The sequence below is a fragment of the Burkholderia sp. Bp8992 genome, assembly GCF_003853705.1.
Classification (GTDB): domain Bacteria; phylum Pseudomonadota; class Gammaproteobacteria; order Burkholderiales; family Burkholderiaceae; genus Burkholderia.
On the sequence record NZ_QTQI01000006.1, the window covers coordinates 25852 to 48934 of the forward strand.

The following is a 23083-nucleotide window of genomic DNA, read 5'->3' on the forward strand; positions in this document are numbered from 1 at the left end:
CTTCCTGTTCAAGCCTTTCTTGTCGAGCGAATGCCAGCGCGATCAGTCGTCGCCGTCTTCGGCGGATGCAACCATCGCATTGATTAGGAATTCGGTCAAGCTTTCGACCGGTACGGTCTGCTGAACGTTCTTTTCCCCGTCCGCGCCCGCACCGCGCAGCGCTTTCACGCCCACCGTGCCGTTCGCGACCTCTTCTTCGCCGAAGATCACCGCAAACGCGGCGCCGCTCGCGTCGGCCCGCTTCATCTGCGACTTGAAGCTTGCCGTCGCGCCGTCGGCGCTGCAGTGGAAGATCACGTCGAGGCCCGTATCGCGCAGGCGCTCGGCCGCGATGAACGCCTGTTCGCGCGCGGTCTCGCCCTGGTGCACGACGTACACGTCGACGCCTTCCTGCTCGGGCGCGAGATCCTCCTCCTTCAGCAGCTCGAGGATGCGCTCGATGCCCATCGCCCAGCCGCACGCGGCGGTCGGCTTGCCGCCGAGCTGCTCGATCAGCGGATCGTAGCGGCCGCCGGCTGCAACCGTGCCCTGCGCGCCGAGCTTGTCGGTCACCCACTCGAACACGGTCAGGTTGTAGTAATCGAGGCCGCGCACGAGACGCGGGTTGATCTTGAACGGGATGTTGTTCGCGAGCAGCAGGCGCTGCAGCCCTTCGAAGTGCGCGCGCGACTCGTCGCCGAGGAAGTCGATCAGCTTCGGCGCGTTCTGCGCGATCTCCTGCAGCGCCGGATTCTTCGTGTCGAGCACGCGCAGCGGGTTCGTATACAGGCGGCGCTTGGCGTCCTCGTCGAGCACGTCGGCGAACTGTTCGAGATACTTGATCAGCTCGACGCGGTGCGCGGCGCGTTCTTCAGCGAGGCCGAGCGAGTTGATCTCGAGCTTGATGCCGGTCAGGCCGAGGTCGTCCCACAGGCGCTGGCACATCATGATGATCTCGGCATCCGCATCGGGGCCGGCAAAGCCGAGCGCCTCGACGCCGACCTGGTGGAACTGGCGATAGCGGCCGCGCTGCGGACGCTCGTGACGGAACATCGGGCCGATGTACCACAGGCGCTTCGGGCCGTCGTACAGCATGTTGTGCTCGATCGATGCGCGCACGACGGCCGCGGTGTTTTCCGGGCGCATCGTCAGGTTTTCGCCGTTCAGCGCGTCGGTGAAGCTGTACATCTCCTTCTCGACGATGTCGGTGACTTCACCGATGCCGCGCGTGAAAAGCTGCGTGTGTTCGACGATCGGCGTGCGGATGTTCTGGTAGCCGTACGCGCGCAGCAGCGATTTCACGGTAGCTTCGAAGAATTCCCACAGGCCGGCATCCTGCGGAAGGATGTCGTTCATGCCTTTGACGCCCGTGAGCTTCTCGATCTTGCGTTTCTGTTCAGTCATCGTTCTGTGTATGGACGAATTAGTTCAGGGCCTCGGTGCGGCCGTAATTGCGTGCGACGTAGTCGCTGACGATCTGCTGGAATTCCTCGGCGATCCGCTCGCCGCGCAGCGTCTTGACCTTCTCGCCGTCGATGAAGACGGGCGCGGCCGGGTTCTCGCCCGAACCCGGCAGGCTGATGCCAATGTTCGCGTGCTTCGATTCGCCCGGGCCGTTGACGATGCAGCCCATCACCGCGACGTTCATCTTCTCGACGCCCGGATATTCCTTGCGCCAGACCGGCATCTGCTCGCGCAGGTAGGTCTGGATCTGCATCGCGAGTTCCTGGAACAGCGTGCTCGTCGTGCGGCCGCAGCCCGGGCACGCGATCACCATCGGCGCGAACGAGCGCAGGCCCATCGTCTGCAGGATTTCCTGGCCGACGATCACTTCGCCGGTGCGCGGCGCGCCCGGTTCCGGCGTCAGCGAGATGCGGATCGTGTCGCCGATCCCTTCCTGCAGCAGCACGCCGAGCGCGGCCGTCGACGCGACGATGCCCTTCGAGCCCATGCCGGCCTCGGTCAGCCCGAGGTGCAGCGCGAAGCCGCAGCGGCGGCCGAGCTCGCGGTACACGGCGATCAGGTCCTGCACGCCGCTGACCTTGCACGACAGCACGATGCGGTCGCGGCCGAGACCGAGTTCGACCGCACGTTCGGCCGAGCCGATCGCCGACTGGATCAGTGCCTCGTACATCACGCTTTGCGCGCCCCACGGCTGCGAACGCGCACCGTTCTCGTCCATCATGCGCGCGAGCAGGTCCTGGTCGAGACTGCCCCAGTTCACGCCGATTCGCACGGCCTTGTCGTACTTGGCCGCGGCCTCGATCATCAGTGCGAACTGCGTGTCGCGCTTCGCGCCCTGGCCGACGTTGCCGGGGTTGATCCGGTATTTCGACAGCGCCTCCGCGCAGCCCGGGTAATCGCGCAGCAGCAAGTGGCCGTTGTAATGGAAATCGCCGACGAGCGGCACGGTCACGCCCATCCGGTCGAGCTGCTCGCGGATCGCCGGCACGGCGGCCGCGGCCTCGGGCGTGTTGACCGTGATGCGCACCAGTTCGGAGCCCGCGTTCGCGAGTTCCTTGATCTGGATCGCCGTGCCGATCGCGTCGGCCGTGTCGGTATTCGTCATCGACTGCACGCGCACCGGCGCGTCGCCGCCGATCGTCACGAGTTGCCCGCCCCAGCGGACATCCACCGCATGCGATACGCGGCGCGGCTGATGCCCGCCGAACACCGGCTCGGTTGAACAAATCTGACTGCTGCGTGGGGATTGAGCTTCGGATTGCATCGATAGATCCATTTACGCGGAATGCGCCGCGGCGCGGCGCACGAATTGAAAAAGCGCCGTGCCCTCACGGCCTGCCGATAGCGACGACAGGCCTTCGTCACGGCGCTTGACGTCAGGGCAACGTGAACCGTGCCACATTACCCCGCGCTGCCGAATATTTTGCCGGATCGACAGGTTTTCCGTCGAACGCGACTGCGTCGAGGCCTGCCTTGTTGCCGATCGTGACCTTGAACGGCCCGTCGCCGGCGACCTGCTTCGTCTCGCCGGCCCGCACCAGCGCCGAGAACAGCTCCTTGCCATTCTTGTCGCGCACGCTGAACCAGCAATCCTGCTTGACCTTCAGTTCGACCATCGACTGGCCTGCCGCCACCACGACGCTCGCCGGCTGGGCCGGCGCGGCGGCGCTTGCTGCCGTCGTGGCCGCGACCGGCTGCGATGCAGCGGCCGTCGCGACCGGCGCCACGGGCGCCGGGACAGCGGATGCAATCGCCTGCGGCGGGGCCGCCGATGCCGCCGCGGGGGCCGGAACCTCATTGGCGGTGACGGTCGACGCGCCGCTCGCGGCCGCTTCCTCGACAGACGCCGCCGACGCAGCCGGCGCGCTCGCCGCCGACGCGTGCTCCGCGTCGTTGCCCTTGAAGCGCGCGAGCAGGCTCGACGAATCGCCGCCAGTGTGCCACATCAGTACGGCGACCACCGCGACGACGACGATTGCCGTTCCCCACAGCCAAGGATGATGGCGCGACGAGCCGCCCAGCGGAATCGACACGCGGCCGCGCGGCAGATCCGTGCCCGACGACGCGGGCATCGACAGGTCGACTTCCGGCACCCCGCGCTCGCGGCGCAATGCCTGCGCGAACGGTTCCGGATCGACGCCGAGCATCTTCGCGTAGCTGCGCACGACACCGAGCGCGAACGTCACACCGGGCAAATGGCTGATGTCGCCGGCCTCGAGCGCCCGGAGCTTCTGCGGTGCGACCTTGAGTCGCGCCGACACGTCGTCGACCGACCAGCCTTTCGTCTCCCGAAGCTGCGCCAGCCGGCTGCCGACCGCAGCCAGCGATTCCAGTCCCGCCGGTGCCGGTTTCGCGGCATTCGTCTCTGCGCCGTTTGTCGGCTGCGGCTCACTCATCCTTGTCCTCGCGTCGATTCTTCTTCACTGGCGAGCGCCTCCGGCTCCCGCCGGCCGGCACCCGCAACTGTCCATACCATGCGCGGCGCCGAGGCGCCGCGACCGATCGCTATTCGCGTGCTGCACCGCCAAAGGGTTCGGGCGTCCCCGGCCAGGTGCCCCCGTCAAACTGCCCGAACTTCGATGATTTTTCCTGCTGCGCCCGTTCGTTCCGCCAGGCGCGTGCGGTCCTTCACCGCGCCGGCCAGCTGGCCGCACGCGGCATCGATGTCGTCGCCGCGCGTCTTGCGCACGGTCGTGACGACACCCGCGTCGATGAGGACCTGGGCGAAGCGCTTGATCTGCTCGGGCTTCGAGCGGATGAGGCCCGATTCCGGAAACGGATTGAACGGGATCAGATTGAACTTGCACGGCACGTCGCGCGTGACGGCGAGCAGTTCGCGTGCATGCGCTTCGGTGTCGTTGACGCCGTCCAGCATGCAGTATTCGAAAGTAATGAAGTCGCGCGGCGCGACTTTCAGATAGCGCTGGCATGCAGCCATCAGCTCGCGAAGCGGATACTTCTTGTTGAGCGGCACCAGCTCGTCGCGCAGCGCGTCGTTCGGCGCGTGCAGCGAAACGGCCAGCGCGACCGGCAACTCGGCACCGAGGCGGTCCATCATCGGCACCACGCCGGACGTGGACAGCGTGACGCGACGGCGCGACAGGCCGTACGCGTTGTCGTCGAGCATCAGCCGCATCGCGGGTACGACCGCACTGTAATTCAGGAGCGGCTCGCCCATGCCCATCATCACCACGTTGGTGACGACCCGTTCGGCCTTGCCGTTCGGGCCGGGCGCGCGGCCCAGCGACGCTCGCAACGCAAATTCGGCCATGCGGAGCTGGCCGATGATTTCGGCTGTCGACAGGTTGCGGGAAAAACCCTGCTTGCCCGTCGAGCAGAAGCGGCAGTTGACCGCACATCCGGCCTGCGACGACACGCACAGCGTGCCGCGCGTCTCTTCCGGGATGAACACGGTTTCGACCGCATTGCCGTTTCCGACGTCGATCAGCCACTTGCGCGTGCCGTCGGTGGAAACGTGATCGCTGGCGATATCGGGCATCACGATCGACGCACGGCCCTTGAGCTTTTCTCTCAGGGACTTCGCGAGATCGGTCATGCCGTCGAAATCGCCGGCGTTGTACTGGTGGATCCAGCGCTGCAACTGCTTGGCGCGGAACGGCTTCTCGCCGAGGCTGCCGCAGTACGCGACAAGACCCTCGGCATCGAAGTCGAGAAGATTGACGGAAGTTTCGCTCGTCATGATGTGCTGCCTTGCCGCGTGCGCTGAATCCTGCCTACTTGCTGTCAGCCAGGGCTTAACGCGAGTAAACGTTCATTTCCGGGAAGAAGAACGCGACTTCGACCGCTGCCGTTTCTGCAGCGTCCGAGCCGTGCACCGCGTTCGCGTCGATGCTGTCGGCGAAATCGGCGCGGATCGTGCCCTTTTCTGCCTTCTTCGGATCCGTTGCGCCCATCAGGTCGCGGTTCTTCAGGATCGCGCCTTCACCTTCCAGAACCTGGATCATCACCGGGCCCGAGATCATGAAATCGACGAGGTCCTTGAAGAACGGACGTGCTGCGTGAACCGCGTAGAACTTCTCTGCGTCGGCACGCGACAGGTGCGCCATGCGCGATGCGACGATCTTCAGGCCGGCGCCTTCGAAACGGCTGTAGATCTGGCCGATCACGTTCTTTGCCACCGCATCCGGCTTGATGATCGACAGGGTGCGCTCGATTGCCATAAAAACTCCAAAAAATTAAGAAGTTACAGGTTCAAATGAATCCGCTATTGTAGCACGATCCCGTGTATCATTGCGATTGAACCCTTACACATGTGAAAGGTTCAGAATCCCTATGTTTTGTGCCGCCCGGCCATTGAAACCTCCGGGCACGGAACGTATCTTAGCCATAGCTGCTCCGGTTTGCTGCGCCGCACACCGCGTGTGCCGAACCGGCCCCGGACGCTCACGCGTTCAATGTTAGGAGAAACCATGAACGACTATCCGTACAATTTCGGCCGCGGCGGTTCCGTCAGCACCGCCGAGGTTCGCAACCGCGTGCTGCGGAACACGTACTGGCTGCTCGCGCTGTCGATGGTGCCGACCGTGCTGGGTGCCTGGGTCGGCGTCGCGACGGGCTTCTCGCTGTTCGCGGCCACGAGCCCGATGATGAGCCTGCTCGCGTTCTTCGCGATCGCGTTCGGCTTCATGTTCGCGATCGAGCGGACGAAAAACAGCGCGGCCGGCGTGTTCGTGCTGCTCGGCTTCACGTTCTTCATGGGCCTGATGCTGTCGCGGCTGCTGAGCTTCATCCTCGGCTTCTCCAACGGCCCGTCGCTGATCATGCTCGCGTTCGGCGGCACCGGCATCATCTTCGCCACGATGGCGACGATCGCCACCGTCAGCAAGCGCGATTTCTCGGGTCTCGGCAAGTGGCTGTTCATGGGCGTGATCGTGATCCTGCTCGCGTCGGTCGCGAACATCTTCCTGCAGCTGCCGGCGCTGATGCTCACCGTGTCGGTACTCGCGATCGCGATCTTCTCGGCCTACATGCTGTTCGACGTCCAGCGCGTCGTGAACGGCGGCGAGACGAACTACATCTCGGCCACGCTCGCGATCTACCTCGACCTGTACAACGTGTTCACGAACCTGCTTGCCCTGCTCGGCATCTTCGGCGGCAACCGCAACTGACGTTCACGGCGCATCATGAAAAAACCGGCCCGCGGGCCGGTTTTTTTACGCCCGCGGCCCGGCTCAGTCGCGCTCGAACAGCGCGATCGATTCGACGTGCGACGTATTCGGGAACATGTTGACGACACCGGCGCCCTTCAGCCGGTAGCCGGCCTCGTGCACGAGCAGGCCCGCGTCGCGTGCGAGCGTCGACGGGTTGCACGACACGTAGACGATCCGCTTCGGCAGCGGGCCTTCGCCGCTCTGCGCGATCTCCGCCAGCGCCTTCGACACCGCGAGCGCGCCTTCGCGCGGCGGGTCGATCAGGAACTTGTCGAAGGCGCCAAGCGCGCGGAGGTCGTCGCCCGTCACCTCGAACAGGTTCCGGCACGCGAACGTCGTGTGGCCGTCGACACCGTTTTCGCGCGCATTCGCCAGCGCGCGCGTCGTCAGCGTGTCGCTGCCCTCGATGCCCATCACTTCGCGCGACAGCCGCGCGAGCGGCAGCGTGAAGTTGCCGATCCCGCAGAACAGGTCGAGCACGCGGTCGTCGCGCGACGGCGCGAGCAGGCGCAGCGCGCGCCCCACCAGCACGCGGTTGATCTGGTGGTTGACCTGCGTGAAGTCGGTCGGCTTGAACGGCATGCGGATGCCGAATTCCGGCAGCGTGTAGTCGAGCGACACGTCGAGCGGATAGAACGGCGTCACCGTGTCCGGGCCCTTCGGCTGCAGCCAGAACTGCACCTTGTGCTCGTCGGCGAACGCGCGCAGCAGCGCTTCGTCGTCCGCGTTGATCGGCTCCAGCACGCGCAGCACGAGCGCGGTGACTTCCGAGCCGACCGCCAGCTCGATCTGCGGCATCCGGTCACGGATCGACAGCCCTTCAACGAGCCGGCGCAGCGGCACGAGCATCGCCGACACGTGCGGCGGCAGCACTTCGCAGCTCGTCATGTCGGCAACATAGCTGCTCTTCTTCTCGTGGAAGCCGACCAGAACGCCGCCCTTTTTCGCCACGTTGCGCACGGTCAGGCGCGCACGATAGCGATAGCCCCACGACGGGCCGTGGATCGGCGCGAACATCGTTTCCGCGCGCAGCTTCGCCAGGTGCCACAGGTTGTCCTCGAGCACGCGCTGCTTGACGGCCACCTGCGCGCGCATGTCGAGGTGCTGCATCGAGCAGCCGCCGCAGGTCCCGAAGAACTTGCATTTCGGCTCCGTGCGCATCACGCTCGGGCGCAGGATGTCGACAACCGTCGCCTGCTCGTAGCTCGGCTTGCGGCGGTAGCTCGAATAGGTCACGCGTTCGCCCGGCAGCGCGCCTTCGACGAAGATGACCTTGCCCGGCTCGCCGTCCTCGGTGATCGTGCGGCCGACACCGCGCGCTTCCATGTCGAGCGATTCGATCTCGAGAACCGGGGCGGGCCCGGGCGCGACGGGCGCATTTTTCGATTTGCGCGCAGAAGTGGGGACGGCTTCGGACACCAGCTTTTCCTGACAAACGTTGAAGAAGGCGAGATTGTAGACGACGCAGGCCCGTATCGCCTGCTTTGGATGGCGCAACCGCCGATACTTGATGATGGACGGCCCCGCGTGGAGTCGAAACGGCTGCGCAGCCCGCTCACGGGGCCGACTGCCTCGCCAGGCCGCGGAACGCGTCGGCGCCAGCCTGAAGCCCGACATCCATCCGTCAGGAGATTCAACCATGCGACTGATCGACTGGAATATTCAATGGGGTCGGGACGCGGACGGCATCGTCGACCTGTCCCGTACCGTCTCGACGATCCAGCGGCTCGGCGAATTCGACGTGCTGTGCCTGCAGGAGGTCACGCGCGGCTTCGGCGCGCTGCCCGGCCGCCCCGGCCCCGACCAGTTCGCCGAACTCGCGGCGCTGCTGCCCGGCCACACGATCGTCGAAGCGATCGGCGCCGACCTGCCGGCGATCGAACGGGGCGCACCGCGCCGCCAGTTCGGCAATGCGATCGCGACGCGGCTGCCGGTCGGACGCGTACTGCGCCAGCTGCTGCCGTGGCCGGCCGACGCCGGTGCGCCGTCGATGCCGCGCGTCGCGCTCGACGTCGAACTGCTGGCACCCTTCGGCCCGCTGCGCGTCGCGACCACCCATCTGGAATATTATTCGGCGCGCCAGCGGCTCGCGCAGGTCGATGCACTGCGCGACCGCCATCGCGAGGCCTGCGCGCACGCGGAACGCCCGGCGCCCGCCGAGACGACCGAGGGACCGTTCAGCGCGACCGGCCAGCCGCGCGATGCGATCGTCTGCGGCGACTTCAACAGTGCGTTCGACAGCGACGCATACCGGCGCTTCCTGGCCCCGATCGCGGACGCGCCGCGCTTCGCCGACACGTGGGTCGCACAACACCCGGGCCGCATGCCACCACCGACAGCCGGCGTCTACGATACGGCGCAATGGTCGGAAGGGCCGCTCGCGTGCGACTTCGTGTTCGTGACCGAGACGCTGCTGCCGCGCGTCATGCATTGCGAGATCGACAGCGACGTGCGCGCATCCGATCACCAGCCGGTGCTGCTCGAACTGGCATGATCGCGCCGGTTGCGGCGCGGGCTGCCCGTGTTACACGTCGAAGCCGGCCAGGTATTCGGCCCAGTGCGGCGCCGGCTCCAGCGCGAGCGCGTTCTTCACGATCAGGATCTCGTCCGCGTACTCGCTCGGCGTCAGACCGCCGCGCATCAACTGGAACCGGCAGTACAGCAGGTAGGTGTTGACGACGTCGGTTTCGCAATAGTTGCGGATTTCGTCGATCCGGCCATCCCGGAACGCCGGCCACACCTGGCTGCCGTCCATCCCGAGCTTGCCCGGGAAGCCGCACAGCTTCGCCAGCGCGTCGAGCGGCGCGTTCGCACGCGCCTGGTACATCGCGAGCACGTCCATCAGGTCGGTATGCCGCGAGTGATAGCGCGAGATGTAGTTGTTCCACTTGAATTCGCGGTCGTCCTCGCCGAGATCCCAGTAACGGGTCGCGGGGATGCCGTGCACGAGCGCGCGGTAGTGCAGCACCGGCAGATCGAAGCCGCCGCCGTTCCACGACACGAGCTGCGGCGTGTATTTCTCGATCACGCGATAGAACGACTGGATCAGCGTCGCTTCGTTGTCCTGCGGCGTGCCGAGCGAACGCACGCGAAAACCGGCGTTGTCGCGGAACACGCACGAGATCGCCGCGATCTGCTGCAGGTGATGCGGCAGGAAATCGCTGCCGGTCTTCTCGCGGCGCGCGGCGAACGCATGTTCGGCCACCGCGGCATCGTCGAGCGTCGCGGGCAGGTCTTCCAGACGGCGAATGCCGTCGACATCGGGAATCGTCTCGATGTCAAAAACGAGAATCGGTGTCATCAGTTACAGAACGGCGTCCTTGCGCACGCCGTTGGAGGCAAAGAACCGCTTGAGGCGCACCAGCGCTTCCTGCTGGATCTGCCGCACGCGCTCGCGCGTGAGCCCCATCTCGTCGGCGAGCTCCTCGAGCGTCGCCGGTTCGATGTGATTCAGGCCGAAGCGGCGCTCGATCACGTGCCGATGCTTGTCGGACAGCCGCGACAGCCACGCGCGCGTCAGCGTTTCGAGCTCGCGGTGCTGCACCTCGGCGTCGGGCGACTGGCTCTGGTCGTCGGGCAGCAGGTCGAGCAGGCTGCTCGCGGGATCGAGGTCGAGCGGCGCGTCGAGCGACGCCGTGTGCTCGTTGAGCGCGAGGATGTCGGTGACTTCCTCGGCGGTCTTGCCGGTGAGATAGGCGATGTCGTCGATGCTGGCTTCGCGGCGCTCGGCCGCCTCGCCCGTCGACATCGAATTCTTTTCGAGGTGGCGCTTCGCGCGCAACACCTGGTTCAGTTCGCGGATCACGTGCACGGGCAAGCGCACCGTGCGGGCCTGGTTCATGATCGCCCGCTCGATGCTCTGCCGGATCCACCATGTCGCATAGGTCGAGAAACGGAACCCGCGCGTCGGGTCGAACTTCTCGATCGCGTGCATCAGGCCGAGGTTGCCTTCCTCGATCAGGTCGAGCAGCGGCACGCCGCGGTTCAGATACCCCTTCGCGATACTGACGACGAGACGCAGGTTGCGCTCGATCATCACCTGCCGCGCCTCGAATTCGCCAGCCTTCGCCAGGCGGGAATAGCGCTGCTCCTCCTCGACGGTCAGCAACGGCTTCACGCTGATTCGGTTCAGGTAATGCTGGATCGTGTCGGCCGTGAGCTCGGCCTGCAGTATCGTGCGGAAATCGTCGACGTCGGGCACCGCTTCCGAGCGGCCTTCGCGCTCGTCGTCGCCGCCGTCGGCCTCCGAGTCGCGTGCCTCGATATCGCGTTCGTTGTCCGCGATATCGTCCTCGTCGTCCGTCGAAGCACCCGTTCGCCCCACCGATGCTTGCGTGGCACGACTGATCTTCTCAGATTCGGCTTGCGGCTCGTGGCGCTTCGATTTCGGCATGGTCGTCTCGGTTATTGAGGCGGCAAATACTTCAGCGGATCGACAGGCTTACCCTGCCGGCGAACCTCGAAATGCAGCATCACGCGGTCGGCATCGCTGTTACCCATCTCGGCGATCTTCTGCCCCTTCGTTACCGCGTCCCCCTCTTTTACCATCAAAGCGCGATTGTGTGCATACGCCGTGAGGTAAGTTGCATCGTGTTTGATGATAATGAGGTTGCCGTAGCCGCGCAGGCCGTTACCGGAGTAGACGACGCGACCGTCGGCCGCCGCCTTCACGGTTTCGCCGGCCGTGCCGCCGATGTTGACACCCTTGTTCTTCGCGTCGTCGAACCCGTTCAGCACAGGGCCGCGCGCAGGCCAGGCGAACGTCACGGGGCCGCCCGGCGCGGCAGCCGTATCGCTCGATGCGGCTGCCGCGGCAGGCGGCGTCGCGCTCGACGACGACGTACCGGCAGCCGGCGTTGCAGGGCCGCTGCTCAGCGGCGCGGTCGCTACGGCGGCGCCCGCGATCGGCGCGGCGGCCTGCGTACCCGCGACGGCGGCACCGGCCTGCGGCGAAACGCGCAGCAGCTGGTCGACTTCGATCTGATTCGGGTTCGCCAGATTGTTCCACGCCGCGATGTCGCGATAGTTCTGCCCGTTCTCGAGTGCGATCCGGTACAGCGTGTCGCCCGGCTTCACCCGGTAGTAACCCGGCGGCGCCGGCGGCAGCGGCGCCGCGGGCTGCGCGGTACCGGTCGTGCCGAGCGAGCCGGAGCGATCGACGACAGGCGCGTTGTCGAGCCGCGTCGCACAGGCGGCCAGTAGCGTGGAGAACGCAGCCACACAGATCGCGCGCTGGGCGAGCGTGAGCGGTTCCCTGGATCGGTTGTTTTGCATCGCGCGCAACATACTCATCGGTTTCAAATCACTCCGGATTTTAAAGGGACAAAGAAAACGCGATCAAGCCGTGACTCTCGCCATTGCGCGTGCGCGACGCGCTCGACGAGCGTGAGCACCTGGTGCTGCCCGCTCTGCGCGCCGACCGGCGCGACGAGCCGCCCGCCGATCGCGAGCTGCTCGAGCAGCGCCTGCGGCACGTCGAGCCCCGCCGCCGCGATCACGATCGCGTCGAACGGGGCCGCGGACGGCAGGCCGATACGCCCGTCGCCGTAGTGCAGACGGATGTTCGGCACGCGTAGCGGCCGCAGGTTCAGCTTCGCGCGCTCATAGAGCGGCTTGATGCGTTCAATCGAATACACGTCGCGTGCCACGTGGCTCAGCACGGCGGCCTGATAGCCGCAACCCGTGCCGATCTCGAGGACGCGCTCGAGTGTGCGGCCGGCCATCGCGAGCTCGATCATGCGCGCGACAACCGACGGCTTGGAAATGGTTTGCTGGTGGCCGATCGGCAGCGCCGAATCCTCGTAGGCCTGCGTCGCGAGCCCCGGATCCACGAACAGGTGGCGCGGCACCGCGGCCATTGCGTCCAGCACGCGCGCGTCGGTCACGCCGTTCGCGCGCAGTCGTTCGACCATCCGCTCGCGCACGCGTTCCGACGTGAGCGCGAACGCGCCGGCCGGCGCGACGCTCGGCGCAGCCGGTTTCGGCATCGCGGGCTTAAGCGCCGTCGGCTTCGGCGCAGTTGCAGGCTTCGCGGCGACGCTGCCGGGTAGCGGCGCACGCACGACGGCCGGCTTCACCGCAACCGGTTTCAGCACGGCAGCGGGCTTGTCGGCAGCCTTCGACACCGCGACCGCCGCATGGCGTTCACCGGCCCGACCTTCCGATTTGCGTGGCGCTCGCTTGAGATCTTCGAGCGCGAGCGGGAACCGCTTCGCGCGCTCGCCGCTCATGAAGCCCGCCCTCCGGCGCGCGCCCATTCGCGCGTCGCGGGCAGCATCTGCGTATGCGTGAGATCGAGCTGCAGCGGCGTGATCGACACGAAACCGTTTGCGACGGCGTGGAAATCGGTGCCGTCGCTCGCATCGAGCGCCGCGCCCGTCGCGCCGATCCAGTAGATCGGCTCGCCGCGCGGGTCGGTCTGGCGAATCACCGGCTGCGACGGATGACGCTTGCCGAGCCGCGTGACCTTCCAGCCCTTCAGCTCGTCGTACGGCAGGTTCGGAATATTGACGTTCAGCAGCGGGTTGCCCGGCAGCGGATGCGCGAGGTAGTGCTCGGCGATCTCCGCGGCGACGCGCGCGGCGTCCGCCAGATGGGCCCAGCCCTTGTCGGCCAGCGAGAATGCGATGGCCGGAACGCCGAACATGATGCCTTCGGTGGCGGCCGCAACTGTCCCTGAATAGAGCGTGTCTTCGCCCATGTTCTGGCCGTTGTTGATCCCGGAAACGACGAGATCCGGCTTCGCATCGGTCATCCCCGTCAACGCGACGTGCACCGAATCGGTCGGCGTGCCGTTCACGTAGAAGAAACCCGTACCCGCCGCACGCTGCACCGACAGCGGCCGCGACAGCGTGAGGGAATTCGACGCGCCGCTGCAGTTCTGCTCGGGCGCGATCACCGTGAGCTCGCCCAGCGGCTGCAGCGCTTCGCTGAGCGCGGCGAGACCGGGGGCGAGGTAGCCGTCGTCGTTGCTGAGTAGGATTCGCATCCGGCGATTGTAACCGAGGAAAGATGGCGCGAGAGCGACAGTCCGGCGGGCGCGGACGCACGCGTGCGCGCAGGTGCGCACGGTGCGCCGCCGCATGGCGCGGCGGCCTTCTGCACACTCGGGAAAACGCCATGCCGCGCCGGGCTTCCCGCGTCGAAAGCGGCCCCGTCGGCGGATGCCTGCGTCGCGGACCTGGCGCGAAGCGACGGGTCCGCGAGCGCTGCCCTCAGATGGCGCCCGCTTCGCGCAGCGCGGCAATCGCCTGCGCGTCGTAGCCGAGGCCGCGCAGCACCTCGTCCGTATGCTCGCCGAGTTCGGGCCCGAGCCAGCGCGTTTCGCCCGGCGTGTCCGACAGCTTCGGCGTGATGTTCGGCAGCGGAATGTCGGTACCGTCGGCCAGCTTGAAACGCTGGATCATCTGCCGGGCGACAAACTGCGGATCGGTGAACATGTCGGCGGCGCTGTAGATGCGCCCGGCCGGCACGTCGGCCGCATTGAGCACGACCAGCGCCTCGTCGATCGTGCGCGGCGCGAGCCATGCGGCGATCGCGTCGTCGATCTCCTGCGTGCGCGGCACGCGCCCGTCGTTTTGTGCGAGCGCGGGATCGTCGGCGAGGTCGTCGCGCTCGATCGCCTTCATCAGCCGCTTGAAGATCGGGTCGCTGTTGCCGCCGATCACGATGCTGCCGTCGCGGCACGCATAGGTATTCGACGGCACGATACCCGGCAGCGACGCGCCGGTGCGCTCGCGCACCATCCCGTACACGCCGTATTCGGGCACCACGCTTTCCATCATGTTGAAGACGGCTTCATACAGTGCAACGTCGACCACCTGCCCTGCGCCGCCGTTGACCTTGCGGTGATGCAGCGCCATCAGCGCGCCGATCACGCCGTGCAGCGCGGCGATCGAGTCGCCGATCGAGATGCCGATGCGCGGCGGCGGCAGATCGGGATAGCCGGTGATGTGGCGCAGCCCGCCCATCGATTCGGCGATCGCGCCGAAGCCGGGCCGGTCGCGATACGGGCCCGTCTGACCGTAGCCGGACAGGCGCACCATCACGAGACCCGGGTTGTCGGCCGACAGCACGTCGTAGCCGAGCCCGAGCTTCTCGAGCAGGCCGGGACGGAAGTTCTCGATCACGATGTCGGCCTCGCTCGCGAGCTGCCGCGCGATCGCCTTGCCGGCGTCGGCTTTCAGGTTCAGCGTGACCGATTTCTTGTTGCGCGCCTGGACGGACCACCACAGCGACGTGCCGCCCTGCTCCGGGTGGAGCTTGCGCCACTTGCGCAGCGGGTCGCCGCCGTTCGGATCCTCGATCTTGATCACTTCCGCGCCGAATTCGGCGAACAGCCGCGACGCGAACGGCCCCGCGATCAGCGTTCCGAATTCGAGCACTTTGACGCCCGCGAGCGGGCCCTGGCTGGTGCTCATGTGTCTCCCTTGCATGAGGAACGGCGCCGCCGAGCGGCGGCGCCCGGCTTACATCGTGCGGCGGTCGAGCATCGCGCGGGCGATGGTGCCCGCGTCGACGTATTCGAGTTCGCCGCCCACCGGCACGCCGCGCGCAAGGCGCGTGACCGCCAGGCCGCGCGCCTTCAGCGTCTGGCCGAGGTAATGCGCGGTGGCTTCGCCCTCGTTCGTGAAGTTGGTCGCGAGCACGACCTCCTTGACGACACCGTCGGACGCGCGCCGCACGAGCCGGTCGAAATGGATTTCCTTCGGGCCGATCCCGTCGAGCGGGCTCAATCGCCCCATCAACACGAAATACAGCCCGCGGTACGTCATCGTCTGTTCGAGCATGATCTGGTCGGCAGGCGTCTCGACGACGCACAGCAGCGTCGGATCACGCTCCTCGTCGCTGCAGACCTCGCAGATCTGCGCTTCGGTGAACGTGTTGCACTTTTCGCAATGCTGCAGGTGCTCGGTCGCGAACAGCAGCGACCGGCCAAGCCGCTCCGCGCCCTCGCGGTCGTGCTGCATCAGGTGGACCGCCATGCGCTGCGCGGATTTCGGCCCGACGCCGGGCAGCACGCGCAACGCTTCGACGAGAGCGGACAGGGCGGACGGCTGTTTCATACGGCGGCAAACAGTGGCAAGGACGCTGCGCTCAGAACGGCAGCTTGAAGCCCGGGGGCAGCGGCAGGCCCGAGGTCATGCCGCTCATCTTTTCCTGCGACGTCGCCTCGGCCTTGCGCACGGCGTCGTTGAACGCTGCGGCGACGAGATCCTCGAGCATGTCCTTGTCGTCCGCGAGCAGGCTCGGGTCGATCGCGACGCGGCGCACTTCGTTGCGGCACGTCATCGTCACCTTGACGAGGCCGGCGCCCGACTGCCCTTCGACTTCGATCAGCGCAAGCTGCTCCTGCATCTTCTTCATGTTTTCCTGCATTTGCTGCGCTTGCTTCATCAGTCCGGCGAGGTTGCCTTTCAACATGGGAATACTCCTTCTTGATCGTGTGAAAACCGGCTCGCGGCGCGTGCCGGCCAAAGTGTGCGGGGCGTGATTGTGCCTGTCGCGGGGCGGTCAGTTCAATGCAGCGTCGGCGGCACGCCGTCCGGCGCCGAATCGGCGAGCGGACGGACCGAACCCTCGACGATGCGCGCACCGAAGTCGCGCACGAGCTGCTGGACGAACGGATCGCCGTGAATCTCCTGCTCGGCCTCGCGCTGGCGCGCCGCGCGCGCGGCCGCATCGAGCGCCGCCGCGGTGCGCCGTGCAGGCCCGACCTCGACGGCCACCTCGACCGGCTTGCCGAGCGCGTCGGCCAGCGCCGCCTTCAGCTTCGCCACCTGCGCGGCGTCCGCATACTGCGGCACTGGCACCGACAGCTTCAGCGTGGTCGCATCGACGGCCGTCAGTTCGCTGTTGAATGCGAGCTGGTACGCGACGCCCTTCAGCGGCAACCGCGCGGCCAGCGCCGGCCATTCGCCGTCGAAACCGACCGGATCCAGCGCGATCGCGGGCGGCAATGGGCGCGAGTCGACCGGTGCGGACGCACGCGCTTCCACCGGCTTCGGCGTCACGCGCACATCGTCGGGACCGCTGTCGAACACCGGCACGAAGCCGTCGTCGGAGCCGCCGAACATTTCGTCGGCGCTGAGCGGCACGTAGTCGTCGGGCGGAATGTCTTCCCACGGCGGCGAGGCCTGGCGCGAATCGGCAGCCTGCGGCGCACGGGCCGCAGCACGCGGCGCCGGCACCTGCACGGCGGGACGCAGTGCGGCCGGCTTCTCGGCGACCGGCTGGGCCGCCGGTTTCGGCGCCGCGCCTGCGCGCCCGCGATCGGACGACACGCGCATCCCGGCATTGCGCAGCACGTCGAGCGCGGCAGCGGCGCCGCCGGCGCGCGCGGCCGGACGTGCAGCCGGCTCCGGCGGCGCAACGCGCGGCACCGGTGCGGCCGGTGCCGCAGGTTCTTCGATTCGCGGCGCAACCGCAGCAGCCGCCGCGGGCGGCTCGGGTTCGTTGCGGGCAGGAGCCGGCGTATCGCCGGTCGGCACCGCTTGCTGCGCGCCATCCGTTGCCGGCCGCGTCGTTTCAATGACGGTTGCGTCAGCCGGCACCGGCTCAGGCGCCTGAACGGCAGCCGGCTTCGCGGCCGGCGGGCTGGCTTCGTCGTCGGGCCGGGCAGGCGCCGAACGCACGGCAGGTGCGATCGGTGCGGCCGCCTGCGGACGCGCCGCCTCGACGGGCGCAGCCGCTACCGGCTTCGCCGCGGCGGCCGATGCCGCGGCAGCGCGCGGCGCCGGCACGGCACGCGGCACGGACGGCTGACCGCCCGGCGCACTGCCGGCGGCAACGGCCGGCTCGAACGCGAGCATCCGCAGCAGCGTCATCGTGAAACCGGCGTACTCGTCCGGCGCGAGACCGAGTTCCGCGCGGCCGACCGTCGCGATCTGATAGAACAGTTGCACCTGTTCGGGGCTCAGCGTCTCCGCAAAGCGGCGCAGGTCGGCTGCTTCCGGCCACTCGTCGAGTACCGATCCCGGGGCGAACTGCGCCCACGCGATCCGGTGCAGCAGGCTCGCGAGATCCTGCAGCGCGGTCGAGAACGACAGGCTGCGCAGCGACATTTCGTCGGCGATCGCGAGGATTTCGGGGCCGCTGCCGGCCGCGAGCGCGTCGAGCAGGCGCACCATGTAAGTCTGGTCGAGCGCGCCGAGCATGCCCGACACGGCCGACTCGGTCACTTCGTTCGCCGAATAGGCGATCGCCTGGTCGGTGAGCGACAGCGCATCGCGCATGCTGCCCTGCGCCGCGCGCGCGAGCAGCCGCAGCGCCTGCGGCTCGAACGTGATCCGCTCTTCGCCGAGGATCCGCTCGAGATGCGACACGATGTGCCCGGCCGGCATCTGCTTCAGGTTGAACTGCAGGCAGCGCGACAGCACGGTGACAGGAATCTTCTGCGGATCGGTCGTCGCGAGGATGAACTTGACGTGCGGCGGCGGCTCTTCGAGCGTCTTCAGCATCGCGTTGAACGCGTGGTTCGTCAGCATGTGCACTTCGTCGATCATGTAGACCTTGAAGCGCGCATCGACGGGCGCGTACACCGCGCGCTCGAGCAGCGCGGCCATCTCGTCGACGCCGCGGTTGCTCGCGGCATCCATCTCGACGTAATCGACGAAACGGCCCTCGTCGATCTCGCGACAGGCGCGACACACGCCGCACGGCTGCGACGTGACGCCGGTTTCACAGTTGAGTGCCTTGGCGAAGATCCGCGACAGCGTCGTCTTGCCGACACCGCGGGTTCCGGTAAACAGATAGGCGTGATGGAGACGCCCGCCGTCGAGCGCGTGCGTGAGCGCCCTGACGACGTGCTCCTGGCCGACGAGCGAAGCGAAATCCTTCGGACGCCACTTGCGTGCGAGAACTTGATAGGTCATCGGGAAATTGTATCAGTAACGCTGCGTCGCGCCGACACGCGAAACGGTGCGGAGAACGGGCAAGGTGCGGGTCGAGCGGAGTGTGATGCAGAAATAAAAAACGCCCTACGAACGGGGCGAGAAGGAAGGTGACGAGCCCAACCCTCGGCACTGGCGGAAAACGATTGTGGCTGCTTCGTTCCCGACCTGACCAGGTTCACCGCCCCACCATGCGAGGAGGCCCGTCACGGCATATTCTATCACCGCTTCCGGACGAATGCGACCGTTTGTTCGCATCAATGCGCATATCACCGGACAAACCGGCGCGCCGCCCGTTCGCGCGACGCGCATGCGTGCCCGCCCCTTGTAATTTGCAGGCCGGCCTCCACCTGCATGGCACAACGGTCGAACGTCGCGTCGTACCCCTACTCGCGTAGCGGCTACTATCGCCGCCCGCAGCAGATAGCAATTTAGGCTAATATGACGCCCGAACGACCCGCGAGCCGCGGCACGCAGCGCTTACGCCCCTCCTTTCCGGAGCGGAGTGACCTGCCGCAGCGGCCGGCAGCCTACGGCGGCCGGTACGCTGCAACGCGCAAGCAGGCAGTCCCCGAACCGTAAGAGGTATTGACCCAATGAGCGAACAGATCAAACACATCAGCGACGCATCGTTCGAACAGGACGTCGTCAAATCCGACAAGCCCGTGCTCGTCGATTTCTGGGCCGAATGGTGCGGCCCGTGCAAGATGATCGCCCCGATCCTCGACGAAGTCGCGAAGGATTACGGCGACAAGCTGCAGATCGCGAAAATCAACGTCGATGACAACCAGGCCACGCCCGCGAAGTTCGGCGTGCGCGGCATCCCGACGCTGATCCTGTTCAAGAACGGCGCGGCCGCCGCGCAAAAGGTCGGCGCGCTGTCGAAGTCGCAGCTCACCGCATTCCTGGACAGCCACCTGTAATACCGGCAGTTCCACGGACGTGTTGTCAGCCGGCAACACGTCCGTCGTCGAGCCGCCGATCGCTCGCTCAAGCGCGAATCGGCCTATGCTAGAATTAAAAAACGTCGACAAGACGCATTTAAGTCTCTGAGCGCTTCCGCTCGCCCTCCTCCCTTATTTTCTTTCGTCGCTTCTCCTCCCTGGCGGGTTCTCCGTATGCATTTATCCGAGCTCAAGTCTCTGCACGTCTCCGAACTGATCGAAATGGCCAATGGCCTGGAGATCGAAAACGCGAACCGCCTGCGCAAGCAGGAGTTGATGTTTGCCATCCTCAAAAAGCGCGCCAAGACGGGAGAGACGATCTTCGGCGACGGCACGCTCGAAGTGCTGCCGGACGGCTTCGGTTTCCTGCGCTCGCCGGAAATGTCGTACCTCGCGAGCACCGACGACATCTACATCAGCCCGTCGCAGATCCGCCGCTTCAACCTGCACACCGGCGACACCATCGAAGGTGAAGTCCGCACGCCGAAGGACGGCGAGCGCTACTTCGCGCTGGTGAAGGTCGACAAAGTCAACGGGCAGCCGCCCGAGGCCTCGAAACACAAGATCATGTTCGAGAACCTCACGCCGCTGCACCCGAACAAGCCGCTGTCGCTCGAACGCGAAATGCGCGGCGAAGAGAACGTCACGGGCCGCATTATCGACATGATCGCGCCGATCGGCAAAGGCCAGCGCGGCCTGCTCGTCGCGTCGCCGAAGTCGGGCAAGACCGTGATGCTCCAGCACATCGCACACGCGATCAAGCAGAACCACCCGGATGTCATCCTGTTCGTGCTGCTGATCGACGAACGCCCTGAAGAAGTGACCGAAATGCAGCGCTCGGTCGCCGGCGAAGTGATCGCCTCGACGTTCGACGAACCGGCCACGCGCCACGTCCAGGTCGCCGAAATGGTGATCGAAAAGGCCAAGCGCCTCGTCGAAATGAAGCACGACGTCGTGATCCTGCTCGACTCGATCACGCGTCTCGCGCGTGCGTACAACACCGTGATCCCGGCGTCGGGCAAGGTGCTGACGGGCGGTGTCGACGCGAACGCACTGCAGCGTCCGAAGCGCTTCTTCGGCGCGGCGCGCAACATCGAGGAAGGCGGTTCGCTGACGATCATCGGCACCGCGCTGATCGAGACCGGCAGCCGCATGGACGACGTGATCTACGAAGAGTTCAAGGGCACCGGCAACATGGAAGTGCACCTGGAGCGACGTCTCGCGGAAAAGCGCGTCTACCCGTCGATCAACCTGAACAAGTCGGGCACGCGTCGCGAAGAAATGCTGATCAAGCCCGAGATCCTTCAGAAGATCTGGGTGCTGCGCAAGTTCATCCACGACATGGACGAAGTCGAGGCCATGGAATTCCTGCTCGACAAGATCCGCCAGACGAAGAGCAATTCCGAGTTCTTCGACCTGATGCGCCGCGGCGGCTGATCGCCTCCGCCCCGCAAGACGGCCGCCCGCGCAGCTTGCCCGGCGGCCGTTTTTCGGCCCCAACCTGAACGTGAACGTACAGGTTGATCTATAATCGCGTCATCGCCCCGACCGAGCCATCCTCCCGATGCCGAACGACGCCTCCACCGCCCGGCTGACCGTGAGCGACGCCGCGTCGCGGCTCGGCGTCACGCCGCGCACGCTGAAGTATTACGAAGAGCGCGGGCTCGTCACGCCGTCGCGCAGCGAGGGCCGCTACCGCCTCTACGACGAAGCCGACCTCGAGCGCTTCGCGCGCATCCTGCGGCTACGCGCGCTCGGCTTCTCGCTGCACGGCATCACCGAAATGCTGAAGCGCCCGCTGGAAGAAACGGGCGACGGCCGGCGCCGCTATTCGGACGCGTCGCTGCGCGACATCCGCACCGGGCTCGCCGAACAGATCGACACGCTCGACCGGCGGATCGCGGCCGTCCAGCGCGAACTGAAGGAAGCCGTCGCGCTGCGCAAGGAGCTGCAGCACGACATCGACTACGTCGAACGGCGGCTTGCCGGCGAAAACGCCGATACGCTCATCGCGCAGCGACAGGCCGAAGCCGGCGCGCGACGCGCGCGCAAGGATCGCGAATGAACGCGGTGCCCGGTCGCCCGCCGCTGTGGAGCCGTGCGAACCTGCGCACCGACCTGTTCCCGTGGGCACTCGCACTCGTCACCGGCGTCGACTACTTCGACAACGCGGTCTTCTCGTTCTTCGCCAGCTATATCGCGGGCGGCATCAACGCGTCGCCCGACGAGCTCGTCTGGTCGTCGAGCGCATATGCGATCACGGCCGTGCTCGGCATCCTGCAGCAGCAATGGTGGGTCGACCGGCTCGGCCATCGCCGCTACGTCGCCAGCTGCATGCTGATGTTCTCATTCGGCGCGATCGCGGCCGCGCTCGCCGATACGTCGCTGCAACTCGCGTTCGCGCGCGGCTTCCAGGGGTACTTCATCGGGCCGATGATGGGTGCGTGCCGGATCCTGATCCAGATCAGCTTCAAGCCGCAGGAACGACCGCCCGCGACGCGCGCGTTCCTGGTCATGATCCTGCTCGGCAGCGCGCTCGCGCCGATCGTCGGCGGGCTGCTCGTCGCGCATTCGACATGGCGCGCACTGTTTGCGTGCACGGCGCCGGCCGGCATCGCATTCGCGATCCTCGCGCTGCTCACGCTGCCCGACTCGGGCCGCACGCCCGACGATGCTCGCGGCTCCGGGCACTTCTGGCCGTATGTCGTGTTCGCGCTCGCGCAAGGCGCGCTGCAGATCGTGCTGCAACAGGTGCATTACCAGCTCTACAGCGGCTCGCCGATGCTGATCCTGCTGACGATCGCGGGGATCGGCGCGCTCGCAGGGTTCGCCTATCACCAGTGGCACCACCCGACGCCGCTCGTGCGGCTGCATGCGTTTCGCGAGCGGACCTTCCAGGTCGGGCTGCTGCTCTACATGTTCTATTACTACGAGTCGACGGGTTTCAGCTACCTGACGTCGCGGTTTCTCGAAAGCGGGCTCGGCTACCCGGTCGAGAACGCCGGGCGCCTGGTAGGCACGATGTCGCTGATTTCGGCCACCGCGCTGTTCGCATACCTGCGTTATGCGAAGTTCGTCACGCACAAGAAGTGGTTCGTCGCGCCGGGCTTCGCGATTGCCGTCACGGCGGCGCTGTGGATGACGCGCATGACGCCGCAGGTCGGCGAAGCCGCGCTGATCGTCCCGCTGCTGCTGCGCGGGCTGCTGCTACTCTTCATCGTGCTGCCGGTCGCCAACCTGACGTTCCGGATCTTCGCGATCGACGAATACACGCACGGCTACCGGCTGAAGAACATCGTGCGGCAACTGACGATCTCGTTCGCCACGTCGTCGGTGATCATCGTCGAGCAGCATCGCGTGGCCGTGCACCAGACGCGGCTCGTCGAGCGCGCGAACGCGTTCGACCCGCTGTTCCAGCAGACCGTCGACCTGCTGACGCGCAGCTACGCCGCGGCCGGTCACGCGCTGAACGACGCGCACGCCCTGGCGATCGCGTCGATCGCGCGGATGGTCGCACAACAGGCGTCGTTCCTCGCGTCGCTCGACGGCTTTTACTTCCTGGCGGGCGTCGCGCTCGTCGGCGGCGTCTTCGCAGCATGGCAAAAAGAGATCGATTGAGTTAAAAGACAGGCTT

21 protein-coding genes and 1 other RNA gene are annotated in these 23083 nt (G+C 66.6%); 6 read left to right on the top strand and 16 right to left on the bottom strand.

Going from position 1 to position 23083, the window contains the following annotated elements; all coding sequences use genetic code 11:
• Positions 1-42 precede the first annotated feature (42 nt).
• The 5 genes from hisS to ndk all read right to left on the bottom strand — a co-directional run bounded on the left by hisS (position 43) and on the right by ndk (position 5624).
• Entirely contained in the window at positions 43-1383 is a 1341-nt protein-coding gene (hisS, locus tag DIE03_RS11230; RefSeq protein WP_124450250.1) for a histidine--tRNA ligase, read from the bottom strand.
• A 19-nt stretch (positions 1384-1402) separates the two neighbouring features.
• A complete protein-coding gene (gene ispG / locus DIE03_RS11235) occupies positions 1403-2707 on the bottom strand; it encodes a flavodoxin-dependent (E)-4-hydroxy-3-methylbut-2-enyl-diphosphate synthase (RefSeq protein ID WP_006754905.1) in 1305 nt (434 codons plus the stop codon).
• A gap of 112 nt (positions 2708-2819) precedes the next feature.
• Positions 2820-3839 carry a helix-turn-helix domain-containing protein gene (locus tag DIE03_RS11240; protein ID WP_124450252.1) on the bottom strand — a complete coding sequence of 340 codons (1020 nt, stop codon included), beginning with the start codon at positions 3837-3839 and terminating at the stop codon, positions 2820-2822.
• A 164-nt stretch (positions 3840-4003) separates the two neighbouring features.
• Positions 4004-5143 carry a 23S rRNA (adenine(2503)-C(2))-methyltransferase RlmN gene (gene rlmN, locus DIE03_RS11245; RefSeq protein WP_011549686.1) on the bottom strand — a complete coding sequence of 380 codons (1140 nt, stop codon included), beginning with the start codon at positions 5141-5143 and terminating at the stop codon, positions 4004-4006.
• A gap of 55 nt (positions 5144-5198) precedes the next feature.
• Positions 5199-5624, bottom strand: a complete 426-nt coding sequence (ndk, locus tag DIE03_RS11250; RefSeq protein WP_011352265.1) for a nucleoside-diphosphate kinase — start codon at positions 5622-5624, stop codon at positions 5199-5201.
• 249 nt (positions 5625-5873) lie between these two features.
• Between ndk and DIE03_RS11255 the strand changes: the two genes are divergently transcribed.
• Positions 5874-6572, top strand: coding sequence for a Bax inhibitor-1/YccA family protein (locus DIE03_RS11255; RefSeq protein WP_006484459.1), 699 nt, complete (start codon positions 5874-5876; stop codon positions 6570-6572).
• A gap of 63 nt (positions 6573-6635) precedes the next feature.
• On the opposite strand, the gene rlmD is transcribed toward DIE03_RS11255, so the two are convergent.
• Positions 6636-8033, bottom strand: coding sequence for a 23S rRNA (uracil(1939)-C(5))-methyltransferase RlmD (rlmD, locus tag DIE03_RS11260; protein ID WP_124450254.1), 1398 nt, complete (start codon positions 8031-8033; stop codon positions 6636-6638).
• A gap of 220 nt (positions 8034-8253) precedes the next feature.
• On the opposite strand from rlmD, the gene DIE03_RS11265 reads away from it, so the two are divergent.
• The gene (locus DIE03_RS11265) at positions 8254-9108 is read left to right on the top strand and encodes an endonuclease/exonuclease/phosphatase family protein (RefSeq protein WP_124450256.1); all 855 of its coding nucleotides are present in this window, start codon (positions 8254-8256) and stop codon (positions 9106-9108) included.
• A 30-nt stretch (positions 9109-9138) separates the two neighbouring features.
• On the opposite strand, the gene DIE03_RS11270 is transcribed toward DIE03_RS11265, so the two are convergent.
• From DIE03_RS11270 to ffs, 10 genes are all read right to left on the bottom strand, one after another.
• Positions 9139-9915, bottom strand: coding sequence for a 3'-5' exonuclease (locus DIE03_RS11270; RefSeq protein WP_124450259.1), 777 nt, complete (start codon positions 9913-9915; stop codon positions 9139-9141).
• A 3-nt stretch (positions 9916-9918) separates the two neighbouring features.
• On the bottom strand, positions 9919-11007 hold the full coding sequence (gene rpoS, locus DIE03_RS11275) for an RNA polymerase sigma factor RpoS (RefSeq protein WP_124450261.1): 1089 nt from the start codon (positions 11005-11007) through the stop codon (positions 9919-9921).
• 11 nt (positions 11008-11018) lie between these two features.
• Positions 11019-11906, bottom strand: a complete 888-nt coding sequence (locus tag DIE03_RS11280; protein ID WP_124450263.1) for a peptidoglycan DD-metalloendopeptidase family protein — start codon at positions 11904-11906, stop codon at positions 11019-11021.
• 5 nt (positions 11907-11911) lie between these two features.
• Positions 11912-12844 (bottom strand): protein-L-isoaspartate(D-aspartate) O-methyltransferase, encoded by a 933-nt coding sequence (locus DIE03_RS11285; RefSeq protein ID WP_124450265.1) that lies wholly within the window; start codon positions 12842-12844, stop codon positions 11912-11914.
• Positions 12841-13602, bottom strand: a complete 762-nt coding sequence (gene surE, locus DIE03_RS11290; RefSeq protein WP_124450267.1) for a 5'/3'-nucleotidase SurE — start codon at positions 13600-13602, stop codon at positions 12841-12843. The genes DIE03_RS11285 and surE overlap by 4 nt, the downstream gene beginning before the upstream one ends.
• A 226-nt stretch (positions 13603-13828) precedes the next feature.
• Positions 13829-15034, bottom strand: coding sequence for a CaiB/BaiF CoA-transferase family protein (locus tag DIE03_RS11295; RefSeq protein WP_006496407.1), 1206 nt, complete (start codon positions 15032-15034; stop codon positions 13829-13831).
• 48 nt (positions 15035-15082) lie between these two features.
• On the bottom strand, positions 15083-15679 hold the full coding sequence (gene recR / locus DIE03_RS11300) for a recombination mediator RecR (protein WP_006478665.1): 597 nt from the start codon (positions 15677-15679) through the stop codon (positions 15083-15085).
• A 31-nt stretch (positions 15680-15710) separates the two neighbouring features.
• Positions 15711-16037 (bottom strand): YbaB/EbfC family nucleoid-associated protein, encoded by a 327-nt coding sequence (locus DIE03_RS11305; protein ID WP_014896896.1) that lies wholly within the window; start codon positions 16035-16037, stop codon positions 15711-15713.
• 95 nt (positions 16038-16132) lie between these two features.
• Positions 16133-18487: a DNA polymerase III subunit gamma/tau gene (locus DIE03_RS11310; protein WP_124450269.1), complete on the bottom strand. Its 2355-nt coding sequence runs from the start codon at positions 18485-18487 to the stop codon at positions 16133-16135.
• Between the two features lie 127 nt (positions 18488-18614).
• An RNA gene (gene ffs / locus DIE03_RS11315) (signal recognition particle sRNA small type) lies at positions 18615-18713 on the bottom strand.
• 388 nt (positions 18714-19101) lie between these two features.
• Between ffs and trxA the strand changes: the two genes are divergently transcribed.
• The 4 genes from trxA (at position 19102) to DIE03_RS11335 (ending at position 23067) form a co-directional block, all read left to right on the top strand.
• Positions 19102-19428, top strand: coding sequence for a thioredoxin TrxA (trxA, locus tag DIE03_RS11320; RefSeq protein ID WP_006402348.1), 327 nt, complete (start codon positions 19102-19104; stop codon positions 19426-19428).
• 195 nt (positions 19429-19623) lie between these two features.
• Positions 19624-20886, top strand: coding sequence for a transcription termination factor Rho (gene rho / locus DIE03_RS11325; RefSeq protein ID WP_006478662.1), 1263 nt, complete (start codon positions 19624-19626; stop codon positions 20884-20886).
• A gap of 127 nt (positions 20887-21013) precedes the next feature.
• On the top strand, positions 21014-21514 hold the full coding sequence (locus DIE03_RS11330) for a MerR family transcriptional regulator (RefSeq protein WP_124450271.1): 501 nt from the start codon (positions 21014-21016) through the stop codon (positions 21512-21514).
• Positions 21511-23067 carry an MFS transporter gene (locus tag DIE03_RS11335; RefSeq protein ID WP_124450273.1) on the top strand — a complete coding sequence of 519 codons (1557 nt, stop codon included), beginning with the start codon at positions 21511-21513 and terminating at the stop codon, positions 23065-23067. The genes DIE03_RS11330 and DIE03_RS11335 overlap by 4 nt, the downstream gene beginning before the upstream one ends.
• Positions 23068-23083 lie beyond the last annotated feature (16 nt).

Coding starts and splice junctions, on each gene's coding strand:
- DIE03_RS11240 (WP_124450252.1), bottom strand. CDS start 3,839: ATGAGTGAGCCGCAGCCGACAAACGGCGCAGAGACGAATGCCGCGAAA.
- DIE03_RS11295 (WP_006496407.1), bottom strand. CDS start 15,034: ATGAGCACCAGCCAGGGCCCGCTCGCGGGCGTCAAAGTGCTCGAATTC.
- ispG (WP_006754905.1), bottom strand. CDS start 2,707: ATGCAATCCGAAGCTCAATCCCCACGCAGCAGTCAGATTTGTTCAACC.
- hisS (WP_124450250.1), bottom strand. CDS start 1,383: ATGACTGAACAGAAACGCAAGATCGAGAAGCTCACGGGCGTCAAAGGC.
- DIE03_RS11310 (WP_124450269.1), bottom strand. CDS start 18,487: ATGACCTATCAAGTTCTCGCACGCAAGTGGCGTCCGAAGGATTTCGCT.
- DIE03_RS11265 (WP_124450256.1), top strand. CDS start 8,254: ATGCGACTGATCGACTGGAATATTCAATGGGGTCGGGACGCGGACGGC.
- recR (WP_006478665.1), bottom strand. CDS start 15,679: ATGAAACAGCCGTCCGCCCTGTCCGCTCTCGTCGAAGCGTTGCGCGTG.
- rpoS (WP_124450261.1), bottom strand. CDS start 11,007: ATGCCGAAATCGAAGCGCCACGAGCCGCAAGCCGAATCTGAGAAGATC.
- rho (WP_006478662.1), top strand. CDS start 19,624: ATGCATTTATCCGAGCTCAAGTCTCTGCACGTCTCCGAACTGATCGAA.
- ndk (WP_011352265.1), bottom strand. CDS start 5,624: ATGGCAATCGAGCGCACCCTGTCGATCATCAAGCCGGATGCGGTGGCA.
- trxA (WP_006402348.1), top strand. CDS start 19,102: ATGAGCGAACAGATCAAACACATCAGCGACGCATCGTTCGAACAGGAC.
- DIE03_RS11285 (WP_124450265.1), bottom strand. CDS start 12,844: ATGAGCGGCGAGCGCGCGAAGCGGTTCCCGCTCGCGCTCGAAGATCTC.
- DIE03_RS11280 (WP_124450263.1), bottom strand. CDS start 11,906: ATGAGTATGTTGCGCGCGATGCAAAACAACCGATCCAGGGAACCGCTC.
- DIE03_RS11255 (WP_006484459.1), top strand. CDS start 5,874: ATGAACGACTATCCGTACAATTTCGGCCGCGGCGGTTCCGTCAGCACC.
- rlmN (WP_011549686.1), bottom strand. CDS start 5,143: ATGACGAGCGAAACTTCCGTCAATCTTCTCGACTTCGATGCCGAGGGT.
- DIE03_RS11330 (WP_124450271.1), top strand. CDS start 21,014: ATGCCGAACGACGCCTCCACCGCCCGGCTGACCGTGAGCGACGCCGCG.
- DIE03_RS11305 (WP_014896896.1), bottom strand. CDS start 16,037: ATGTTGAAAGGCAACCTCGCCGGACTGATGAAGCAAGCGCAGCAAATG.
- surE (WP_124450267.1), bottom strand. CDS start 13,602: ATGCGAATCCTACTCAGCAACGACGACGGCTACCTCGCCCCCGGTCTC.
- DIE03_RS11270 (WP_124450259.1), bottom strand. CDS start 9,915: ATGACACCGATTCTCGTTTTTGACATCGAGACGATTCCCGATGTCGAC.
- DIE03_RS11335 (WP_124450273.1), top strand. CDS start 21,511: ATGAACGCGGTGCCCGGTCGCCCGCCGCTGTGGAGCCGTGCGAACCTG.